Here is a 15,930-nt window from a genome sequence, read left to right on the forward strand (position 1 = left end):
AGTCCGGGAACGACCGGAGCGGAGGCAGTCACGATGGCTGTGGAGACAGGTGCTCGGAACCATCGAGCAGTCGAGCCCGAACGGTGGTACGCGCGGTCGCCGGAGGAGGTCGCGGCGGCTCTCGGGGTGGACCCGGCCGCCGGGCTGTCCACGGCGCGCGCCTCCGAACTGCTGGCCCGCGACGGCCCGAACGTACTGCCGGCGGAGGCGCCCGAGCCGGGCTGGCGGCGGTTCCTGGCCCAGTACCGCAGCTACATGCAACTCATCCTGGTGGCCGCCGCCGTGGTGTCCCTGGTGGTCGCGGAGTGGGGGACCGCGGGAATCCTGCTGGTCCTGACGGTGCTCAACGCGGTTATCGGTATGCGGCAGGCCGGCAAGGCCGAGAGTGCCATGAACGCCCTCAAGTCGATGATCAAAGCGTCCGCCCGGGTGCGCCGGGACGGGAGGGAAGCCGAGATCCCGGCCGAACAGGTGGTGGTCGGCGATGTCGTGCTCCTGTCGGCCGGGGACGAGGTACCGGCGGACGGCCGCGTCATCGAGGCCAGTTCCCTGCAGATCGACGAGGCGGCGCTGACGGGTGAGAGCGTGCCCGTCGCCAAGGAGGCGCGGACGCTGTCCGGCGAACGGCAGGGCCCGGCGGATCAGTCGAACATGGCGTTCATGCACACGCCCGTCACGCACGGCAGCGGCATCGTCGTCATCACCGCCATCGGAGCCGGCACCGAAATCGGAAGAATCTCCGGAATGCTCTCCGCCACCCCCAGGCAGGCCTCACCGCTGGACAAGGAGCTGGACCGGCTCACTCTCTGGATCGCGGCGGCGGCCGGGCTGACGATGATCGCGATGTTCGCCCTGGGGCGCAGCCGCGGCGAGGCATGGGACGTGCTGTTCGTGAGTGCCATCGCCCTGGCCATCGCGGCCATCCCGGAGGCGCTGCCCACGGTGGCACAAACCATCCTCTCGATCGGTGCCGTCAATCTCGCCAAATCGCACGCGATCGTGAAGGAACTGCCATCGGTGGAGACTCTGGGGTTCACCTCGGCCGTCAACTCCGACAAGACCGGCACCCTGACCATGAACCAGGTGACGGCCGTGGAGGTGGTGACGCCGACGGACCGCTACACCGTCTCCGGCAGCGGTTACGGCCTGGAAGGCAAGGTGCACCACGCCGTTGGCAGTTCTGTCACCATCGAGCAGGCGGTTCTGCCATACCTGGTCGCCTCCGACGCCGTACTCGTCGACGGCGACGTGGTCGGGGACCCCACCGAGGGCGCGCTGATCGTCCTCTGCCACAAGGCCGGTCTGGACATCGACGCCACTCGCGAGCGCCTGCCCCGGCTGGCCACTCTGCCGTTCGATCCGACCTACAAGCTGATGGCCACGTTCCACTCGGCGGCCGACGCCTCCGGGCGGCCGGTCGTACGGTGCTTCGTGAAGGGCGCCGCACCGGCGGTGACGGCCCGCACGGCCACGGCGCTCCGCGACGACGGCACGAGCCTCCCGTGGGACGTGGACCTGCGCGAGCGGATACAGGCGCACGAGGACCGCATGACCCGGGAGGGCAAGCGCGTGATGGCCGCCGCGGTCCGCGACCTGGACCCGGAACGGTTCGACCCCGCCGGCGACCTCCTCGGATACGTCACCGAGCTGCGGATGACGAGCCTGGTGGGGATGGTCGACCCGCCGCGGGCCGAGTCGCGGGCCGCGGTCGCCGCCGCGCAGGCGGCCCGGATCCGCGTCCGGATGGTCACCGGCGACGAGGTCACCACCGGCGCCGCCATTGCCGAACAGCTCGGCATCGAAGGGGACGCCATTCTCGGCGCCGACTTCGCCGCCCTGTCCGAGGACGAACGACTGGAGGCCATCGAGCACATCGGGGTACTCGGCCGCGTCGCGCCCGAACACAAGGTGCTGCTGGCGGACACCTTGAAGAAGAAGGGCGACGTGGTGGCCATGACGGGGGACGGCGTCAACGACGCCCCGGCGATCAAGGCAGCCGACGTCGGCATCGTCATGGGATCCGGCACGGAGGTGGCCAAGAACGCGGGCCAGGTGATCCTCTCCGACGACAATTTCGCCAGCATCGTCTACGCGGTCGAGCAGGGCCGGAAGATCTACGACAACCTCACCAAGTACATCCGCTTCGTGCTGGTCCTGTTGGTCGTCTTCGTCCTGACGTTCCTCGGCGCCACCCTGTTCAACATCGCCGCGGGCAAACCGTTCACCGCCGCGCAGGTGCTCTGGATCCACTTCTTCGTCAACGCCGCTTTCGGCTTCGCCCTCGGCTTCGACCGGGAAAGCCCGGACCTCATGGCCCGCGAGCCACGGCCGCGCGGCGAGCGCGTACTCACCACAAGGGTGATGGTCACGGTCGGATTGGCGGGTCTCGCCATCAGCATCGGCCTGCTCGGCGTGATCCAGATCGGCCAGTCCCTCTTCGACAGCCTCGCGCTCGGCAATTCCATCGCGTTCACCGCCTTCGACCTGTGCCTGATCGTCGCGGCACTCGAATGCCGCAGCGAGACCGGCACCGCGCTGACGACCGCGAGTTTCGACAGCAAGCAGATGAACCGGGCGATGCTCATCGAATTCTTCCTCGCCGTGGCGATCACGCAGATGGACATCTTCCACCGCCTGCTGGGCACCACCGACCTCGGAATGAAGCATTTCGCGTGGTCCCTCGTGCCTGCCGTTGGCCTGCTGTTCCTTTGGGAATTGGGCAAGTTCGTGGCTCGTGGGCGGCTGAAGGTCAGGTGACGGCCGTAGGGAGGCTCGGGGACGGACCGCAGTGGTGCGGCCACGCACCGCGCGGACACCCCGACTCCTGCCGCGCGGTACGGAATCCGGACAGGGCGCTGACCAGGCCGGACAGGAGCACGCTGTCCGGGACAGCGTGCTGACCTTGCCCTGCCTGATCGGCGTGAGCAAGCTGCTGAGCAGTCCGGATGGCCGAACAGCGACCGCTCGACGCGAGGGCGAGCCGGCCCGAGGCAATGTTGCCGGGCGGTTTCGGCAGTGGGCTCGAAAGCAGCCGTTCACGGTTGCTTGTATCGCCGAAAGAACCTATGGACAAGGACGGAAAGATCATGCGTAGGGGTGGCAAAATCGCGACCACGGCGGCAGCGATGGCATGTGCGTTCACCATCATGCCCGCAACCGCCTCGGCCGCGTCCGCAGGTGTCATGGCGGGGGGCACGGCGCCCTCCTGTATCCAGCGGTACGTGCACGGGGAAGGCGCGACTCTCGAAATACTGCTCAACAACTACTGCGGCCGGACGATGAGAGTGCAGGTGGTCATTTCCGGAGATTCCGACAGCCCCTGCTTCACCATGCGGGACGGTACCCGCAAACTTTGGCGCTACTCGGGCTACGGCACGTACGACCGCACGGCTGTGTGCTGAGATCCGTGCCCCGGATCCAGACCGAATGGTTCTGAGTCCGAGACGCCCGTATCGCGAAAGCGCGGTCAATCATGGTGCTCCGGTGTGGCCGTCGCCCGGGATATTCCCGGACGACGGCCACACACGTTTACCCGCGGAATCCAGCCACCACGAAGTGCTTCTCAGCGCAGACCCACCTCCGCCCACACTGTTTTCCCGGGCGCCTCCGTGCGCGGGGTGACCGCCCACCGGGTCGCCAGCCGCGCGACGATGAGGAGGCCGCGTCCGGAGGTGGCGTCGTCCTGCGGCTGGTGGAGGCGGCCGGGCGGCATCCGTTCGGCGCGGGTGTCGGTGACTTCGACGCGCAGGGTGTCGGCGGTCGCGATCAGGCGTAGGTGGAAGTCCCGTCCGGCGACATGCCCGTGCCGTACCGCGTTGGCGGTCAGTTCGGCGGTGATCTGCGTCAGCGTTTCGTTGGCGCGGCAGGTGTACGGGTGGCCCCAGGCGTCGAGTCGGCACGAGACAAGCTGCCTGGCGAGGCGTGCGCCGCGCGGTGAGGACGTGAAGCGCATGGAGAACTCGCGGGCCTGGCGGGCCGTGTGGGTGTCACGGGCCTGCTGGGACGTGCTGGCTGATCGCGGGGAACGCGGGGGAGTCCCCGGGGCGGGGGAAGTTTCGCTGTTCACGTGGCCCACGCTTTCGTCGCGGCCCTAGCGTGGCCAGACACGAACCGCTTACGGGCGGTTGCCGTCAGTGTCCGGCCTGTGAGAGTGGGCGGGGCTGAGCGTGTCGGCGGACGCGGGGCCGCGTTGGCCGGTGGAGGTGGTGCGGGCATGAATCCCCTGAGCGAACCAACACGACCGGCGGACGAGGAGCCAGGCCCCGGCCCGGAGCCGGAACTCGGGAGGGGGTTGGGGCGGCAGGAGTCGTGGGGTGTCTTGCGGGCCTTCGGGCGCCAAGTGAAGCGCTTCCGGATGCGGGCCGGGCTGGAACGTACGGAACTCGGGGCGATGACGGGCTATTCGGTGTCCACCATCGCCGCGTACGAGCAAGGGCAGCGAGTCCCGCCTCCACGGTTCATCGACCAGGTGGACGAGGTGGTGGACGCGGGCGGCATCCTGAAGGAGATGAAGGAGGAGGTGGCGCGGGCGCACTATCCGGCGTTCTTCCGGGATGCGGCGAGGCTGGAAGCGGAAGCGGTCGAGCTGCATGTGTACGCGAACCAGGCTGTGCCAGGGCTGTTGCAGACGGAGAAGTATGCGCGCGCGGTGTTCGGAATGTGGCGACCGTTGCTCAGCGAGGAAATGATCGACCAGCGCGTGACTGCTCGGCTGGTTCGCCAGGAGATCCTCATGCGGAGGCCGATGCCCACGATCAGCTTCGTTATTGAGGAGGTCACACTCCGACGCCCACTTGGCGGCGTAGAGACCTTGCGGGAACAGTGGGAGCAGATTCTCCTCGTTGGGCAGCAGCGCAATGTCGAACTGCAAGTAATGCCAACAGGGCGAGAAGAGCACGGTGCTCTTGGTGGACCGTTCACCTTGATCGAGACAAAGGAGGGGCGCAGGTTCGCTTACGTGGAAGCGCACACAGATAGCCGTCTTCACACGACACGCAGTGCAGTGCGGGAGTTCGAGGAGCAGTATGGGATTCTGCGCGCTCAAGGGCTCACTCCGCAGGAATCGCTTGCCTTCATTGAGAGGCTGCTGGGGGAGAAATGACTTTTGTGGGACTTGACGTAGAACCGGGTCTCACCTGGTTCAAGAGCAGCTACAGCAGTGGAGCCGGCGGTGAGTGTGTCGAGGTGGCGCTTGAGTGGCGAAAGTCCAGCCACAGCACTGGAGACGGCGGCGAGTGCGTAGAAGTTGCCATGACGTGGCGTAAATCCAGCCACAGCGCAGGAGACGGCGGCGATTGCGTCGAGATGGCACCCTGCCCCCACGCCATCCACGTACGCGACTCCAAAGACACCGCCCGCCCCGGCCTCACCGTCACCCCCACCGCCTGGGCCACATTCATCACCTTCGTGGCCCAATAGGGCCTTGCGCGAAGTTCTGCCCCCTCGGCGCGGGACGCCGAGGGGGCAGTCGCACGTCATGGCACATGCCGATCCTGCCAAGGCGTCACCTTCCTGCCACACCCCCCGCCACCCCACCCAATCCGGCCATCCCCACGACGCCGCCCCCGCCGTCCGATGGACAATGACGCCCGATGACGAGCCACCCTTCCGCACACGAGCGCGCCGACTACGCACCGTTCGCGCACCTCACCGTTCCCAATACCGTGCTCTACCGCAGCGTCATGCGGACCTTCCTGGAGGCGAAGGAGCGGTTCGCGGTGCATTTGCGGCCGGAGGATGTGTACGCGGCGCTGGCGTCGGGAGAGCGGCCCGCCGAGTTGGAGGCCGTGACCGATGCGCTGGACAAGCTCGTCGGGTGGGGGAATCTGCGCGCGGATCCGGACACGGCGCGGGTCACGGCGGTGGAGGACTTCTACCGGAAGCGGTTCATCTATCAGCTCACCCAGGCCGGCGAGGCGGCCGAGGCGGCGCTCGGGGCGTATGACGAGGCGTTGGGGCGGCGGGGTGAGCTGCAGACGGTGGCGTTGCACGACATCGTCACGCAGTTGAGGGCGCTGCTCGTCATCGCGTCGGAGGACCAGCCCGATCCGGCCAAGGCGCATCTGGCGCTGTCGGCGTTGACGGGACGGTTCGGGGCGTTGGCAGAAAACGCGCGGGCCTTCATGGGGTCGTTGCAACGGGCGATCGATCTGCACGACGTGGAGGTCGAGGCGTTCCTCGCGTACAAGGACCGGTTGATTCAGTACCTGGAGCGGTTCATCCAGGATCTGATCACTTTGGGCGGGCGGATCGCCGCGTTGATCGGGAAGTTGGAGGATCAGGGGCGGGTCGGTCCGCTGCTGCGGCTGGCGGCGGTGCGGGAGGCCACGGACGCGGCTCCGGAGGAGGCCGAGCGGGCCGAGGCGGTGGCGTACGAGCGGTGGCGGGGGCGCTGGACGGGGCTCGCGGACTGGTTCGTGTCGGAGGAGGGGCGGGAGTCGCAGGCGCGGCTGCTGCGGGGGCGGGCGCTGGGGGCGATCCCGCAGTTGCTGGCCGTGGTGCGGCAGTTGAACGATCGGCGGGCGGGGCGTTCGGACCGGTCGGCGGACTTCCGGGTGCTGGCGCGGTTGTTCGCGCAGGCGCCCGACGACGCGGCGCGGCACCGATTGTGGCGGGTGGCGTTCGGATTGCACGCGTCGCGGCACCTGACGGTGAACGCGGACACGTTGAACGCGCGGGAGGCCGAGCCCGTGGCGCCGTCCACGTCGTGGGCGGAGGCGGAGCCCGTCCGGATCAGTCCGCAGTTGCGGCGTACCGGAAGTTACGAGCGGCGCGGCAAGCCGCGGCGGGTGGAGGACCGGGGCGAGGCCAAGCGCCGGCTCGCGGAGCTGGCCGCCCGGCAGGTGCGGGAGACGGCGGAGGCGCGGGCGCGGCTGGCCACGGACGGGGAGACGCGGCTGTCCGAGATCGGGGAGCTGGACCCGGCCGCGTTCGGGCTGTTCCTGCGGCTGCTGGGGGACGCGCTGTCCACGTGGCGGCCGGGGATGAAGCGGACCGTCGCGACCAGCGGGGACGGGTCGATGGAGATCCGGCTGACGGTGGTGGAGGACGGGGGGACGGCGGAGATCAAGACGCCGGATGGGGTGTTCCGGGGGCCGGATCATCGGGTGGAGATCGTTGATCTGGTGGGGGAGGGGATGCCGTCCGGTCGGCGGGCCTCCGCGCCCGAGGACGTGCGGCAGGTCTCACGTCAGCAGGTCCCTCGTCAGGATGTCGGTCACGAGCTTTCCCCTCGTCAGGACGTTCATCAGGTCCCCGACCGGGAGGTGACGTGACCCGTGGCTGACACCCTCGCCGAGGTCCTCGACGGGCAGCGGGCGGCCGACCTTCAGAAGGCGGCGCGGGCCCTGCTCAAGGAGCCGCTGCTGACGGCGGACGGGCCGTTCGCGGACGAACTGCGGCTGGTGCGGCGGCACGCGGCCGAGCTGCGCGAGTGGTTCGACCGGAACGCGGGCTGGTCGCTGCGCGTGGACGCGGAGACCGCGCGGCTGCGCAAGACGCCCGGCACGCTCACCGACGCCACGCACCCCGCGCGCGAGGCGAGCCGGGCCGCGCTGCCGTTCACCCGCCGCCGCTACGTCCTGCTGTGCCTGACGCTGGCCTCGCTGGAGCGCGGCGAGGCGCAGGTGGCGCTGGGGCGGCTCGCGGAGCAGGTGGTGCTGGCCGCCGCCGATCCGGAACTCGTCGCCGCGGGGATCGCCTTCACGCTGGAGCGGCGGGACGAGCGCCTCGACCTGGCGGCCGTGGTGCGGTTGCTGCTGCGGCTGGGGGTGCTGCGCCGGGTGGCGGGTGACGAGGACGCGTACGTGAGTGGGGCGGGTGACGTGCTGTACGACGTCCAGCGGCGGGTGCTGGCGGGGCTGCTGGCGACGCGGCGCGGACCGTCCATGATCGGCGACGAGGAGGCCGAGGACCTGGACGCCCGGCTGGCGGCGCTCACCGCGCAGGTCGAGCTGGAGAGCGACGATCTCCGCTTCCGCGCCATCCGCTGGAAGCTGACCCGCTGCCTCCTGGACGACCCCGTGCTCTACTACGCCGACCTCTCCGACGAGGAGCTGAGCTACCTCACCCGGCAGCGCGGGTTCATCACCGCACGCATCAACGAGCTGACCGGCCTCGTCCCGGAGGTACGGGCCGAGGGCATCGCCATGGTCGATCCGCTGGACGACCTGACGGACGTACGGATGCCGGAGCAGGGCACCCAGGGGCACGTCACGCTGCTTCTGGCCGGGCATCTCGCCGCCGCGTCCGGGGTCGTCGGCATCGCGGAGCTGGAGCGGCGGGTGCGGGAGCTGGCGGCGGAGTACGGCGGGTTCTGGTCGAAGACGGCCCGGGAGCCGGGCGCCGAGCCGGAACTCGTCGAGTGGGCGCTGGGCAGGCTGTCGGCGCTCGGGCTCATCACGCGTACGGACGAGGGCGTGCTGCCCCTGCCGGCGCTGGCGCGGTACGCGGTCGGGGAGCCCGTCGTCCGGGAGGCGGGGACGCGTGCGCCCGGCCGGGAGGCGGGGACGCGTCCGGCCGGAGCGCCGCGCCGGGGCGGGAGCCGGTGAGATGACCACGCGGCACGCACGCGGCCGTACGGCACACGCGGCCGTACGACACAGGCAGCCGTACGACGCACGTAGCCGTACGGCACACACAGCCGTAAGACACACGCAGCCGAACGACAAGTGAAAGGCCCCCAGCGGTGACCGTTCTGCCCACCCCCGCCCCCGGCCGGTGGCGGCCCCTGCGCGTGGGGCTCGTCGATCTCTTCCATTACGACGACGAGGAGTTCTGGTTCCGCGACGGCAGGTTGCTGCTGCGCGGCAACAACGGCACCGGCAAGTCGAAGGTGCTGGCCCTCACGCTGCCGTTCCTGCTGGACGGCGACCTGTCCGCGCGCCGGGTGGAGCCCGACGGCGACCCCGGCAAGCGCATGGAATGGAACCTGCTGCTCGGCGGGGAGCACCCGCACCCCGAACGGCTCGGCTACACCTGGATCGAGTTCGGCCGCCGCGACGAGGCGAGCGGGCAGGAGCACTTCCGTACGCTCCTGTGCGGGCTGAAGGCGGTCAGCGGGCGGGGCATCGCCCGCCACTGGTTCGCGGTCACCGACCAGCGCGTCGGGGCGGAGCTGCGGCTGCTCGACGCCACCCGCACCGCCCTGTCCCGGGACCGGCTCGCCGAGGCCGTCGCCGGGCGGGGGATGGTCTACGACACGGCGAAGGCGTACCGCAGGGCGGTGGACGAGGCGCTGTTCGGGCTGGGGGAGCGGCGTTACGGGGCGCTGGTGGACCTGCTGATCCAGTTGCGGCAGCCACAGCTCTCCAAGCGTCCCAATGAGGCGGCCCTCTCGCGCGCCCTGACGGAGGCGCTGCCGCCCATGGACCAGGCGGTGATCGCGGACGTGGCGGAGGCGTTCCGTTCGCTGGACGAGGAGAAGGAGGAACTGCGGGCGGCGGGCGAGGCCGAGCGGGCGGCGACCGCGTTCCTCGATCACTACCGGCGTTACGCGCGGGTCGCGGCCCGCCGCCGGGCCCGTCTGCCGCGCACCGAGCACTCTCGTTACGAGCAGTTGCAGCGCGACCTGAGCCACGCGCAGGCGGACCGGGCGCGGGCGGTGGAGGAGCGCGAGGCCGCCGCGGAACGGCTGGCCGCCCTGGAAGAGCGCGCGACACGGCTGGCCGCCGAGAACGACGCCCTGCGCACCGGTCCGGAGATGCGGGACGCCCGCGAGCTGGACCAGGCGGCGGCCGACGCCACCCGCACGGCCCGCGAGCTGACCCGCGCCGGGGAGGACCGTCGGCAGGCCGCCGAGGCGCACACGCGGGCGGCGGGGCGGCTCAAGGCCACCGAGAACCGGCTGTCGGCCGCCGAGCGGGCTGTGGGGGAGCTGCGGGGGCGGGTGGGGGAGGTCGCTGCCGTGGCCCGGCTGGACGGTGAGGTGGCGGCCGAGGACGCGCCCGAAGCGGTGCTGCGGCGGGCGGCCGGGGAAGCGGTCGATCGCCGGCGGCGCACGATCGAGCACGTGGAACGGCTGGCCGCGCTCGCCGAGCGGGCGGCGGCCGACCGGCAGGCCGCCCTCAGGCGCGCCGACGAGGCACAGGAAGAGGTCGTCCACAGCTCCGGCCGGCAGGCCGAAGCGGAGGAGCGGGCGGGGGAGGAAGGACGCGCCCTGGTCGGCCGGGTGCGCGAACACCTCGCGGGCTGCGCGGAACTGGCGGTGGCGGATGTGCCGGGGCTGCTCGACGAACTCCAGGAGTGGGTGACGCGTCTTGACGGCCCTGACCCGGCGCGGACCGCCACGGCCGGGGCCCACCGGGAACGGGCCGCCCGGCTCGCCGACGAGGCCGCCGCCCTGGCGCGCGAGCACGCCGAGACGACGCAGCGCCGGACCGAGGCCGAGCGGGAGCTGACCGGCCTGGAGGCGGGCGGGCAGCGCGGGCCGCGGGCCCCGTACACGCGCACTCCCGGCATCCGCGACCTCGCGCTGGGGGCCCCGCTGTGGCGGCTCGTCGACTTCCAGCCGCACCTTTCGGAGGGGGAGCGGGCCGGGCTGGAAGCCGCGCTGGAGGCGTCCGGGCTGCTGGACGCCTGGGTGCGGCCGGACGGGGTGGTGCTGACGGCGGACGGGCACGACGTGCTGCTGGAGCCGGTGGGTGCCGTCACCGGGGACAGCCTCGCGGTTGCCCTGCGCCCGGCCGTGGACCACGGGGACGTACGTGCCGGCGCCGTGGGCGAGGAGACGGTGCGCGGGCTGCTCGGGGGCATCGGGCTCGTGCCCGGCGGCGTCACGGACCCCGGTGCCGCGCCCCAGGTCCCCGGCACCTGGGTGTCGCCGGACGGCCGTTTCCGGACCGGCGCGCTGACCGGCAGTTGGGCCAAGGACGCGGCCGAGTACGTGGGGGAGGGCGCCCGTGAGGAGGCCCGCCGCGCCCGCGTCGCGGCGTTGCGGGCGGAGGTCTCCCGGCTGGCGGACGAGGCGGAGACCCTCCAGGAGCGGCGCCGGGCGGTCGCGGAGCGCCGCCGCGCCCTGGACGCCGAACTCGCGGCCGTCCCGGACGACGACGCGCTGCGCCACGCCCACGCGCTGGCCACCGCCGCCGCCGACGCCGCCCACCGGGCCCGCGCCCGCCACGAGGAGCGGGCCGCCGAACTCGCCGAGGCGACGGTCCGGGCGGACGCCGCGTCGGCGGAGCTGACCGATACGGCCGCCGACGTCGGCCTTCCCGCCGACCGTGAGGGCCTGGCCGCCGTGCGGCAGGCGCTCACCGACCTGGCGGCCCTCCTCGCCGCGCTCTGGCCCGCGCTGCGGGAACGGGACGACGCCGGACGCGCCGTCACCGCCGAACGCGCCGAGACCGAGCGGGCCGCCGGCCGTGAGGCCGAGCTGACCCGGCGTGCCGAAGAGGCGGCCCGCTCCGCCGCCGCGGCGGACGCCCGTCACGCGACGCTGCGTTCGACGGTGGGCGCCGCCGTCGCCGAGCTCCAGCGCCGGCTGGGCGAGACCGCGCAGGCGCTGGCCGCCTGCGCGGACGAGCAGGAGCGGGTGCGCGCGGCCCAGGGCGCGGCGGACCGGCGCGCGAGCAAGGCCGAGGGCCGCATCGAGCAGTTGGGCACGGATGTCACGGAGGCGACGGCCGCACGGGAACGGGCCATCGCCACCCTCCAGCGCTTCGCCGCGACCGGACTGCTCGCGGTCGCCCTCCCCGACATCCCCGTACCGGAGTCGGACGGCCCCTGGGCGGCGACCCCGGCGATCACGCTCGCCCGTGCCATCGAGTCCGAACTCGCCGGCGTGGACGACTCGGACGGCGCCTGGGAACGCGTACAGAAGCGTCTGAGCGAGGAGTTCGCCAAGATGCAGGAAGCCCTGTCGCGGCACGGGCACTCCGCGTCGGCGGTCCCGAGTGAGGACGGCATCCGCGTAGACATCGTCTACCAGGGCCGTGAACGGGCCGTCCCCGAACTCGCGGAGGCGCTCGCCACCGAGGTCGCGGAGCTGACGCGGATCCTGTCGGCCCACGAACGCGAAATCCTCGAAACCCACCTGATCACCGAGGTCGCGGGCACCCTCCAGGAACTGATCGGCGCCGCCGAACGCCAGGTCCGCGCCATGAACGACGAACTGGAGGAACGGCCCACCTCCACCGGCATGAAACTGCGCCTGGTGTGGCGGCCGTCCCGCAAGGCGCCGCGGGGACTCGCCCAGGCCCGGGAGCGCCTGCGCCAGTCCGCGGACGCCTGGTCCCCCGAGGACCGTGCGGCGGTCGGCGAGTTCCTCCAGGCACAGATCGTGCGCCGGCAGGCGGAGGACGGTACCGGGAGCTGGCTGGAGGACCTGACGGCGGCGCTCGACTACCGCGCCTGGCACGAGTTCGGCGTCGAACGCCACCAGCACGGCAAGTGGGTCCCGGCCACCGGCCCCGCCTCGGGCGGCGAGCGGGTGCTCGCCGTGTCGGTGCCCCTGTTCGCCGCCGCCTCCTCGCACTACGCGAGCGCGGCGGGCCCGCACGCCCCGCGCCTGGTCACCCTCGACGAGGCGTTCGCCGGGGTGGACGACGACTCCCGCGCCAAGTGCCTGGGCCTGCTCCACGCCTTCGACCTGGACGTGGTGATGACCAGCGAACGCGAGTGGGCCTGCTACCCGCAGGTCCCCGGGATCGCCATCGCCCAGCTCTCCCGCGTCGACGAGATCGCGGCGGTGCTGGTGACCCGGTGGGAGTGGGACGGCTCGGAACGGTTCCGGGGGACGGAACCGGGGGCCGGCGCGGGGTGGGCGCCCGCGTCCGGGGAGACGGGCACCGGGAGGGAGGCGGGCGGTGGCGCGGGGCTGATCGGCGCGCCGCGCGGCGGTGAGGGCGACACGGGAGCCCAGGAGGCGTTGTGGGCGTGAAGCCTCATGCGGCGAAGGGGGCAACGGATGCCGGGGGAAGCCCGTCGCCGGCTTCGACGGTCCCGGCGGGTGGCGTGGCGGGTGGCGTGGCGGGCGGCGTGGCGGGCGGCGTGGCGGGCGGGCAGGCCTCGTCGCCGGTCGCGGATCCCCCGGACGTGTCCCTCCCGCCGGCCCAGGCCCCACCGGCGACCGATCCGCCAACCTCCGCCCGCGTCGACACCGCCCGAGTGACCCGCCTCCTCGGCACCCCCGGCCTCGCCTGGCTCCTCGACCGCGCCCGGCGGCGCCTCGCCCGCTCCCAGCCGCTGACCGGCGCCGTCACCCTCTCCGCCCCCGACGCGACGCAACGCGAGGCCGCCGAACGCCTGCTGGGCCGCCGCCCGCGCGGCGGCCGGTCCCTGACCCTGCGCCTGGACGAGGTGGACGCCGTCCTGCGCCGCTCCGGCGCGAGCCCGGACGGCCTGGCCGCCGCGGTGATCGCCCTCACCGGCCCGGTGACCCGGATCGACGACGTACGGGAAGCCGAGGCCCGCGCCTGGGAACGCGCCTACGCCCCCCTCGCGACCCTCGCCCCCGAACTCGCCGACTGGGCGGCGGACCTGCGCCGGGACGGCCTCGTACGCCGCCTGGCCCGCACCCCCGGGGCAGCAGCCGACCTGCTGCACTCCACCGCCACGGCACTGGGCGCCCTGCCCGTCACCTCCGCCACATCCCTGGCCGCCTTCTCCGCCCGCACGCTCGGCGACGCCCACGCCCTGGACGACGGCAGGCCCCTGGCCACCCTGGTCCTGTCCGGGGTACGGGCGCTGACCGGTTTCCCGGACGGGACGGGCGCCCAATGGCGCCGCGAGGCCTGGGCGGCGGCCGGCCTGCTCCGCGACGACCTCTCCTCCACCGTCCTCACCCTCAACCTGCGCGGCACCCCGGCCCTCGACTGGATGGCCGACACCGGCGAACCCGCGGTCCTCACCCTGCGCCAGATCGCCGGGCGCCCCTGGGACGCTTTCCCTCCCTCCGCCATCCACGTGTGCGAGAACCCCTCCGTCCTGTCCGCCGCGGCCGACGCCCACGGCGCCTCCTGCCCGCCCATGGTCTGCCTCCAGGGCCAGCCCTCAGCCGCCGCCCTCACCCTCCTGCGCCACGCGACCGCCCAAGGCTGGACGCTCCTCTACCACGGCGACTTCGACTGGGGCGGGCTGCGCATCGCCACCGTCCTGCGCCGCACCGTCCCCTGGCGCCCCTGGCGCTACACGGCCGCGGACTACCGCACCGCCGTCACCACCGGCCTCGGCTCCGCGCCCCTGACGGGCACACCGACCGAGTCCCCCTGGGACCCGCCGCTCGCGGAGGCGCTGGCCGAGGTGGGGGTGCGGGTGGAGGAGGAGAGGGTGCTTGAGGCGTTGTTGGGGGACTTGGTGCCCCAGGCCTGACACCAAGGGTGCGGCTCTCTCCACCACGCCGCCGACCGGCATACTTCTCCCGGGCGCGATCACTTCCGATGTGTGAGGAGTACGCCATGGTCGACCAGCCCGCCGCCAAGAAGGCCAGTTTCCGGACCGTCTTCGAGGTAGGGGCGGCGCACCTGAGTCAGGCACAGGGCATCGCGGAGAAGTTCCAGGAGGCGATCGCGCCGGCGACGGTGAACTTCGACTTCGGGCACATCCGGGCGGCGGCGGACGCCATCCCGGACAGTGCCGTGGTGAAGATGGTGCGGGGCTGGGGTCTCCAGGAGACCGCGCCCGTGCACGTCATGGTGATGTCCCTGAAGGAAGCCGTACGGCAGGCGCTGCCGGTGACGGTGGAGAGCCCCGCTTTCTGGTCGAAGGTGGAAGGCACGCTCGTCGATGCCTTCGTGGGAATCGCCGGGCGGGAGGGTGAACCCGGGCTGTCCTTCTACCGGGAGGAGGCCGACCGGACCAGCTACTACCGGGATCTGCTGTTCGCGTTCCAGGACGAGGACGAGACCGGGGATGACGTGTACGTCATCGCGTTCTGTGTGGATGTGACGGTGGGGTTGGGGAAGGCCGAGTTGGCGAAGTTGGGCGTGGAGGACACGGCGGCTTTCGCGATTCGGCTGAATGCTGTGGTGGTGCGGCAGGGGGCGGTGGCTGTGGAGGCGTGACGCGAGTGGCCAACCTCTGCCGCTGGACAGGCCTACTTGTCGTGCTGGCGCGCCAGTGAGGTGAGCGGGTCGGCGTCTTCCGGAGATACTTCCGATGGCGGCCTGCTCACCGCGGCCTGTAGGCATGCTGCCTGATCGCCCACAGACTGCTTGACTACGGGCGGACTACCTTGAGGGCGCACGTAACTCCCTGGCGAAGAAGGAATCGGTGTCGGAAAAGGACGATGTGTGGAGTGCGCTTCCGCCTGAGGACTCGGAGGATCTGCTTCAACTTGGCATTACGGCCCGTTTCCCTTCAGGTGACGTGATCTTGCGGCAGGGCGAGCCGTCAACGCATGCTGTCGTGCTTCGGGAAGGCGTCGCCAAAGTGGTGGCTCAAACCGAAGATGGCACGGAAGTGGCGCTTGGCCTGCGGATGAGCCCCAACATCGTCGGCGAGATGGCTGCGATGGATGGCAAGCCGAGGTCCGCGTCCGTGATCGCACTCTCCGACGTGACAGCAGGGATTGTCACGTCCGAGCAGTTCAACGCCTTCCTCACCGAACGTCCTGAAACGCTCCGTGCCCTCATGGGCATCGTGATGACACGTCTCCGCGAGTCCGACCACGCACGCCAGGAACTGGTGACCCAAACGGTCATGCAGCGGGTGGCCGCACGGCTCATAGATCTGGCCGGCCACCTTGGCGTGAAGGACGAGCAGGTCGGCACGGTGCGCGTACGCGTGGACTCGCAGCAGGAGTTGGCGTCGTGGGCGGGTGCATCACGGGAAGGAGTGGTGCGGGCGTTGCGGATGCTGAGGCAGCAGGGGGTCGCGACGACGGAGCGGCGGTACATCGTCATCCACGACATGGACGCACTCAAGGCGCTGGCTGACGATTGACGGCAGCGACTGGTATTTTGACTCTCTAGGGATGCCAAGGAATACCACCCG

Annotated in this window: 11 protein-coding genes and 1 pseudogene; 11 read left to right on the forward strand and 1 reads right to left on the reverse strand. The window is 71.7% G+C overall.

Annotation, left to right across the window (positions count from 1 at the left end):
• Positions 1-33 precede the first annotated feature (33 nt).
• Complete coding sequence (locus ABZX96_RS19430) at positions 34-2,757, forward strand: HAD-IC family P-type ATPase (protein WP_355545943.1); 2,724 nt, start codon at positions 34-36, stop codon at positions 2,755-2,757.
• Positions 2,758-3,146: 389 nt separating this feature from the next.
• Positions 3,147-3,401 carry a beta-Ig-H3/fasciclin gene (locus ABZX96_RS19435; protein ID WP_355545945.1) on the forward strand — a complete coding sequence of 85 codons (255 nt, stop codon included), beginning with the start codon at positions 3,147-3,149 and terminating at the stop codon, positions 3,399-3,401.
• A gap of 161 nt (positions 3,402-3,562) precedes the next feature.
• On the opposite strand, the gene ABZX96_RS19440 is transcribed toward ABZX96_RS19435, so the two are convergent.
• Positions 3,563-4,066 (reverse strand): ATP-binding protein, encoded by a 504-nt coding sequence (locus ABZX96_RS19440; protein ID WP_355545947.1) that lies wholly within the window; start codon positions 4,064-4,066, stop codon positions 3,563-3,565.
• 147 nt (positions 4,067-4,213) lie between these two features.
• Between ABZX96_RS19440 and ABZX96_RS19445 the strand changes: the two genes are divergently transcribed.
• From ABZX96_RS19445 to ABZX96_RS19485, 9 genes and pseudogenes are all read left to right on the forward strand, one after another.
• Positions 4,214-5,101, forward strand: coding sequence for a helix-turn-helix transcriptional regulator (locus ABZX96_RS19445; RefSeq protein ID WP_355545949.1), 888 nt, complete (start codon positions 4,214-4,216; stop codon positions 5,099-5,101).
• Positions 5,098-5,247, forward strand: a pseudogene (locus tag ABZX96_RS19450) (DUF397 domain-containing protein); the annotation flags it as partial. The gene ABZX96_RS19445 and the pseudogene ABZX96_RS19450, both read left to right, overlap by 4 nt.
• A 3-nt stretch (positions 5,248-5,250) precedes the next feature.
• Positions 5,251-5,418, forward strand: a complete 168-nt coding sequence (locus ABZX96_RS19455) for a DUF397 domain-containing protein (protein ID WP_355546069.1) — start codon at positions 5,251-5,253, stop codon at positions 5,416-5,418.
• 173 nt (positions 5,419-5,591) lie between these two features.
• On the forward strand, positions 5,592-7,274 hold the full coding sequence (locus ABZX96_RS19460) for a TIGR02677 family protein (RefSeq protein ID WP_355545951.1): 1,683 nt from the start codon (positions 5,592-5,594) through the stop codon (positions 7,272-7,274).
• A gap of 3 nt (positions 7,275-7,277) precedes the next feature.
• Entirely contained in the window at positions 7,278-8,549 is a 1,272-nt protein-coding gene (locus ABZX96_RS19465) for a TIGR02678 family protein (RefSeq protein WP_355545953.1), read from the forward strand.
• 137 nt (positions 8,550-8,686) lie between these two features.
• A complete protein-coding gene (locus ABZX96_RS19470; RefSeq protein ID WP_355545955.1) occupies positions 8,687-12,877 on the forward strand; it encodes a TIGR02680 family protein in 4,191 nt (1,396 codons plus the stop codon).
• A gap of 74 nt (positions 12,878-12,951) precedes the next feature.
• The gene (locus tag ABZX96_RS19475) at positions 12,952-14,307 is read left to right on the forward strand and encodes a TIGR02679 family protein (RefSeq protein WP_355545957.1); all 1,356 of its coding nucleotides are present in this window, start codon (positions 12,952-12,954) and stop codon (positions 14,305-14,307) included.
• A gap of 86 nt (positions 14,308-14,393) precedes the next feature.
• A complete protein-coding gene (locus ABZX96_RS19480; protein ID WP_355545959.1) occupies positions 14,394-14,999 on the forward strand; it encodes a Type-2Aa cytolytic delta-endotoxin in 606 nt (201 codons plus the stop codon).
• A 208-nt stretch (positions 15,000-15,207) separates the two neighbouring features.
• Entirely contained in the window at positions 15,208-15,879 is a 672-nt protein-coding gene (locus ABZX96_RS19485; protein WP_355545961.1) for a Crp/Fnr family transcriptional regulator, read from the forward strand.
• The last annotated feature ends 51 nt before the right edge of the window (positions 15,880-15,930 follow it).

It is taken from the genome of Streptomyces sp. NPDC003077 (assembly GCF_040611095.1).
Lineage (GTDB): Bacteria > Actinomycetota > Actinomycetes > Streptomycetales > Streptomycetaceae > Streptomyces.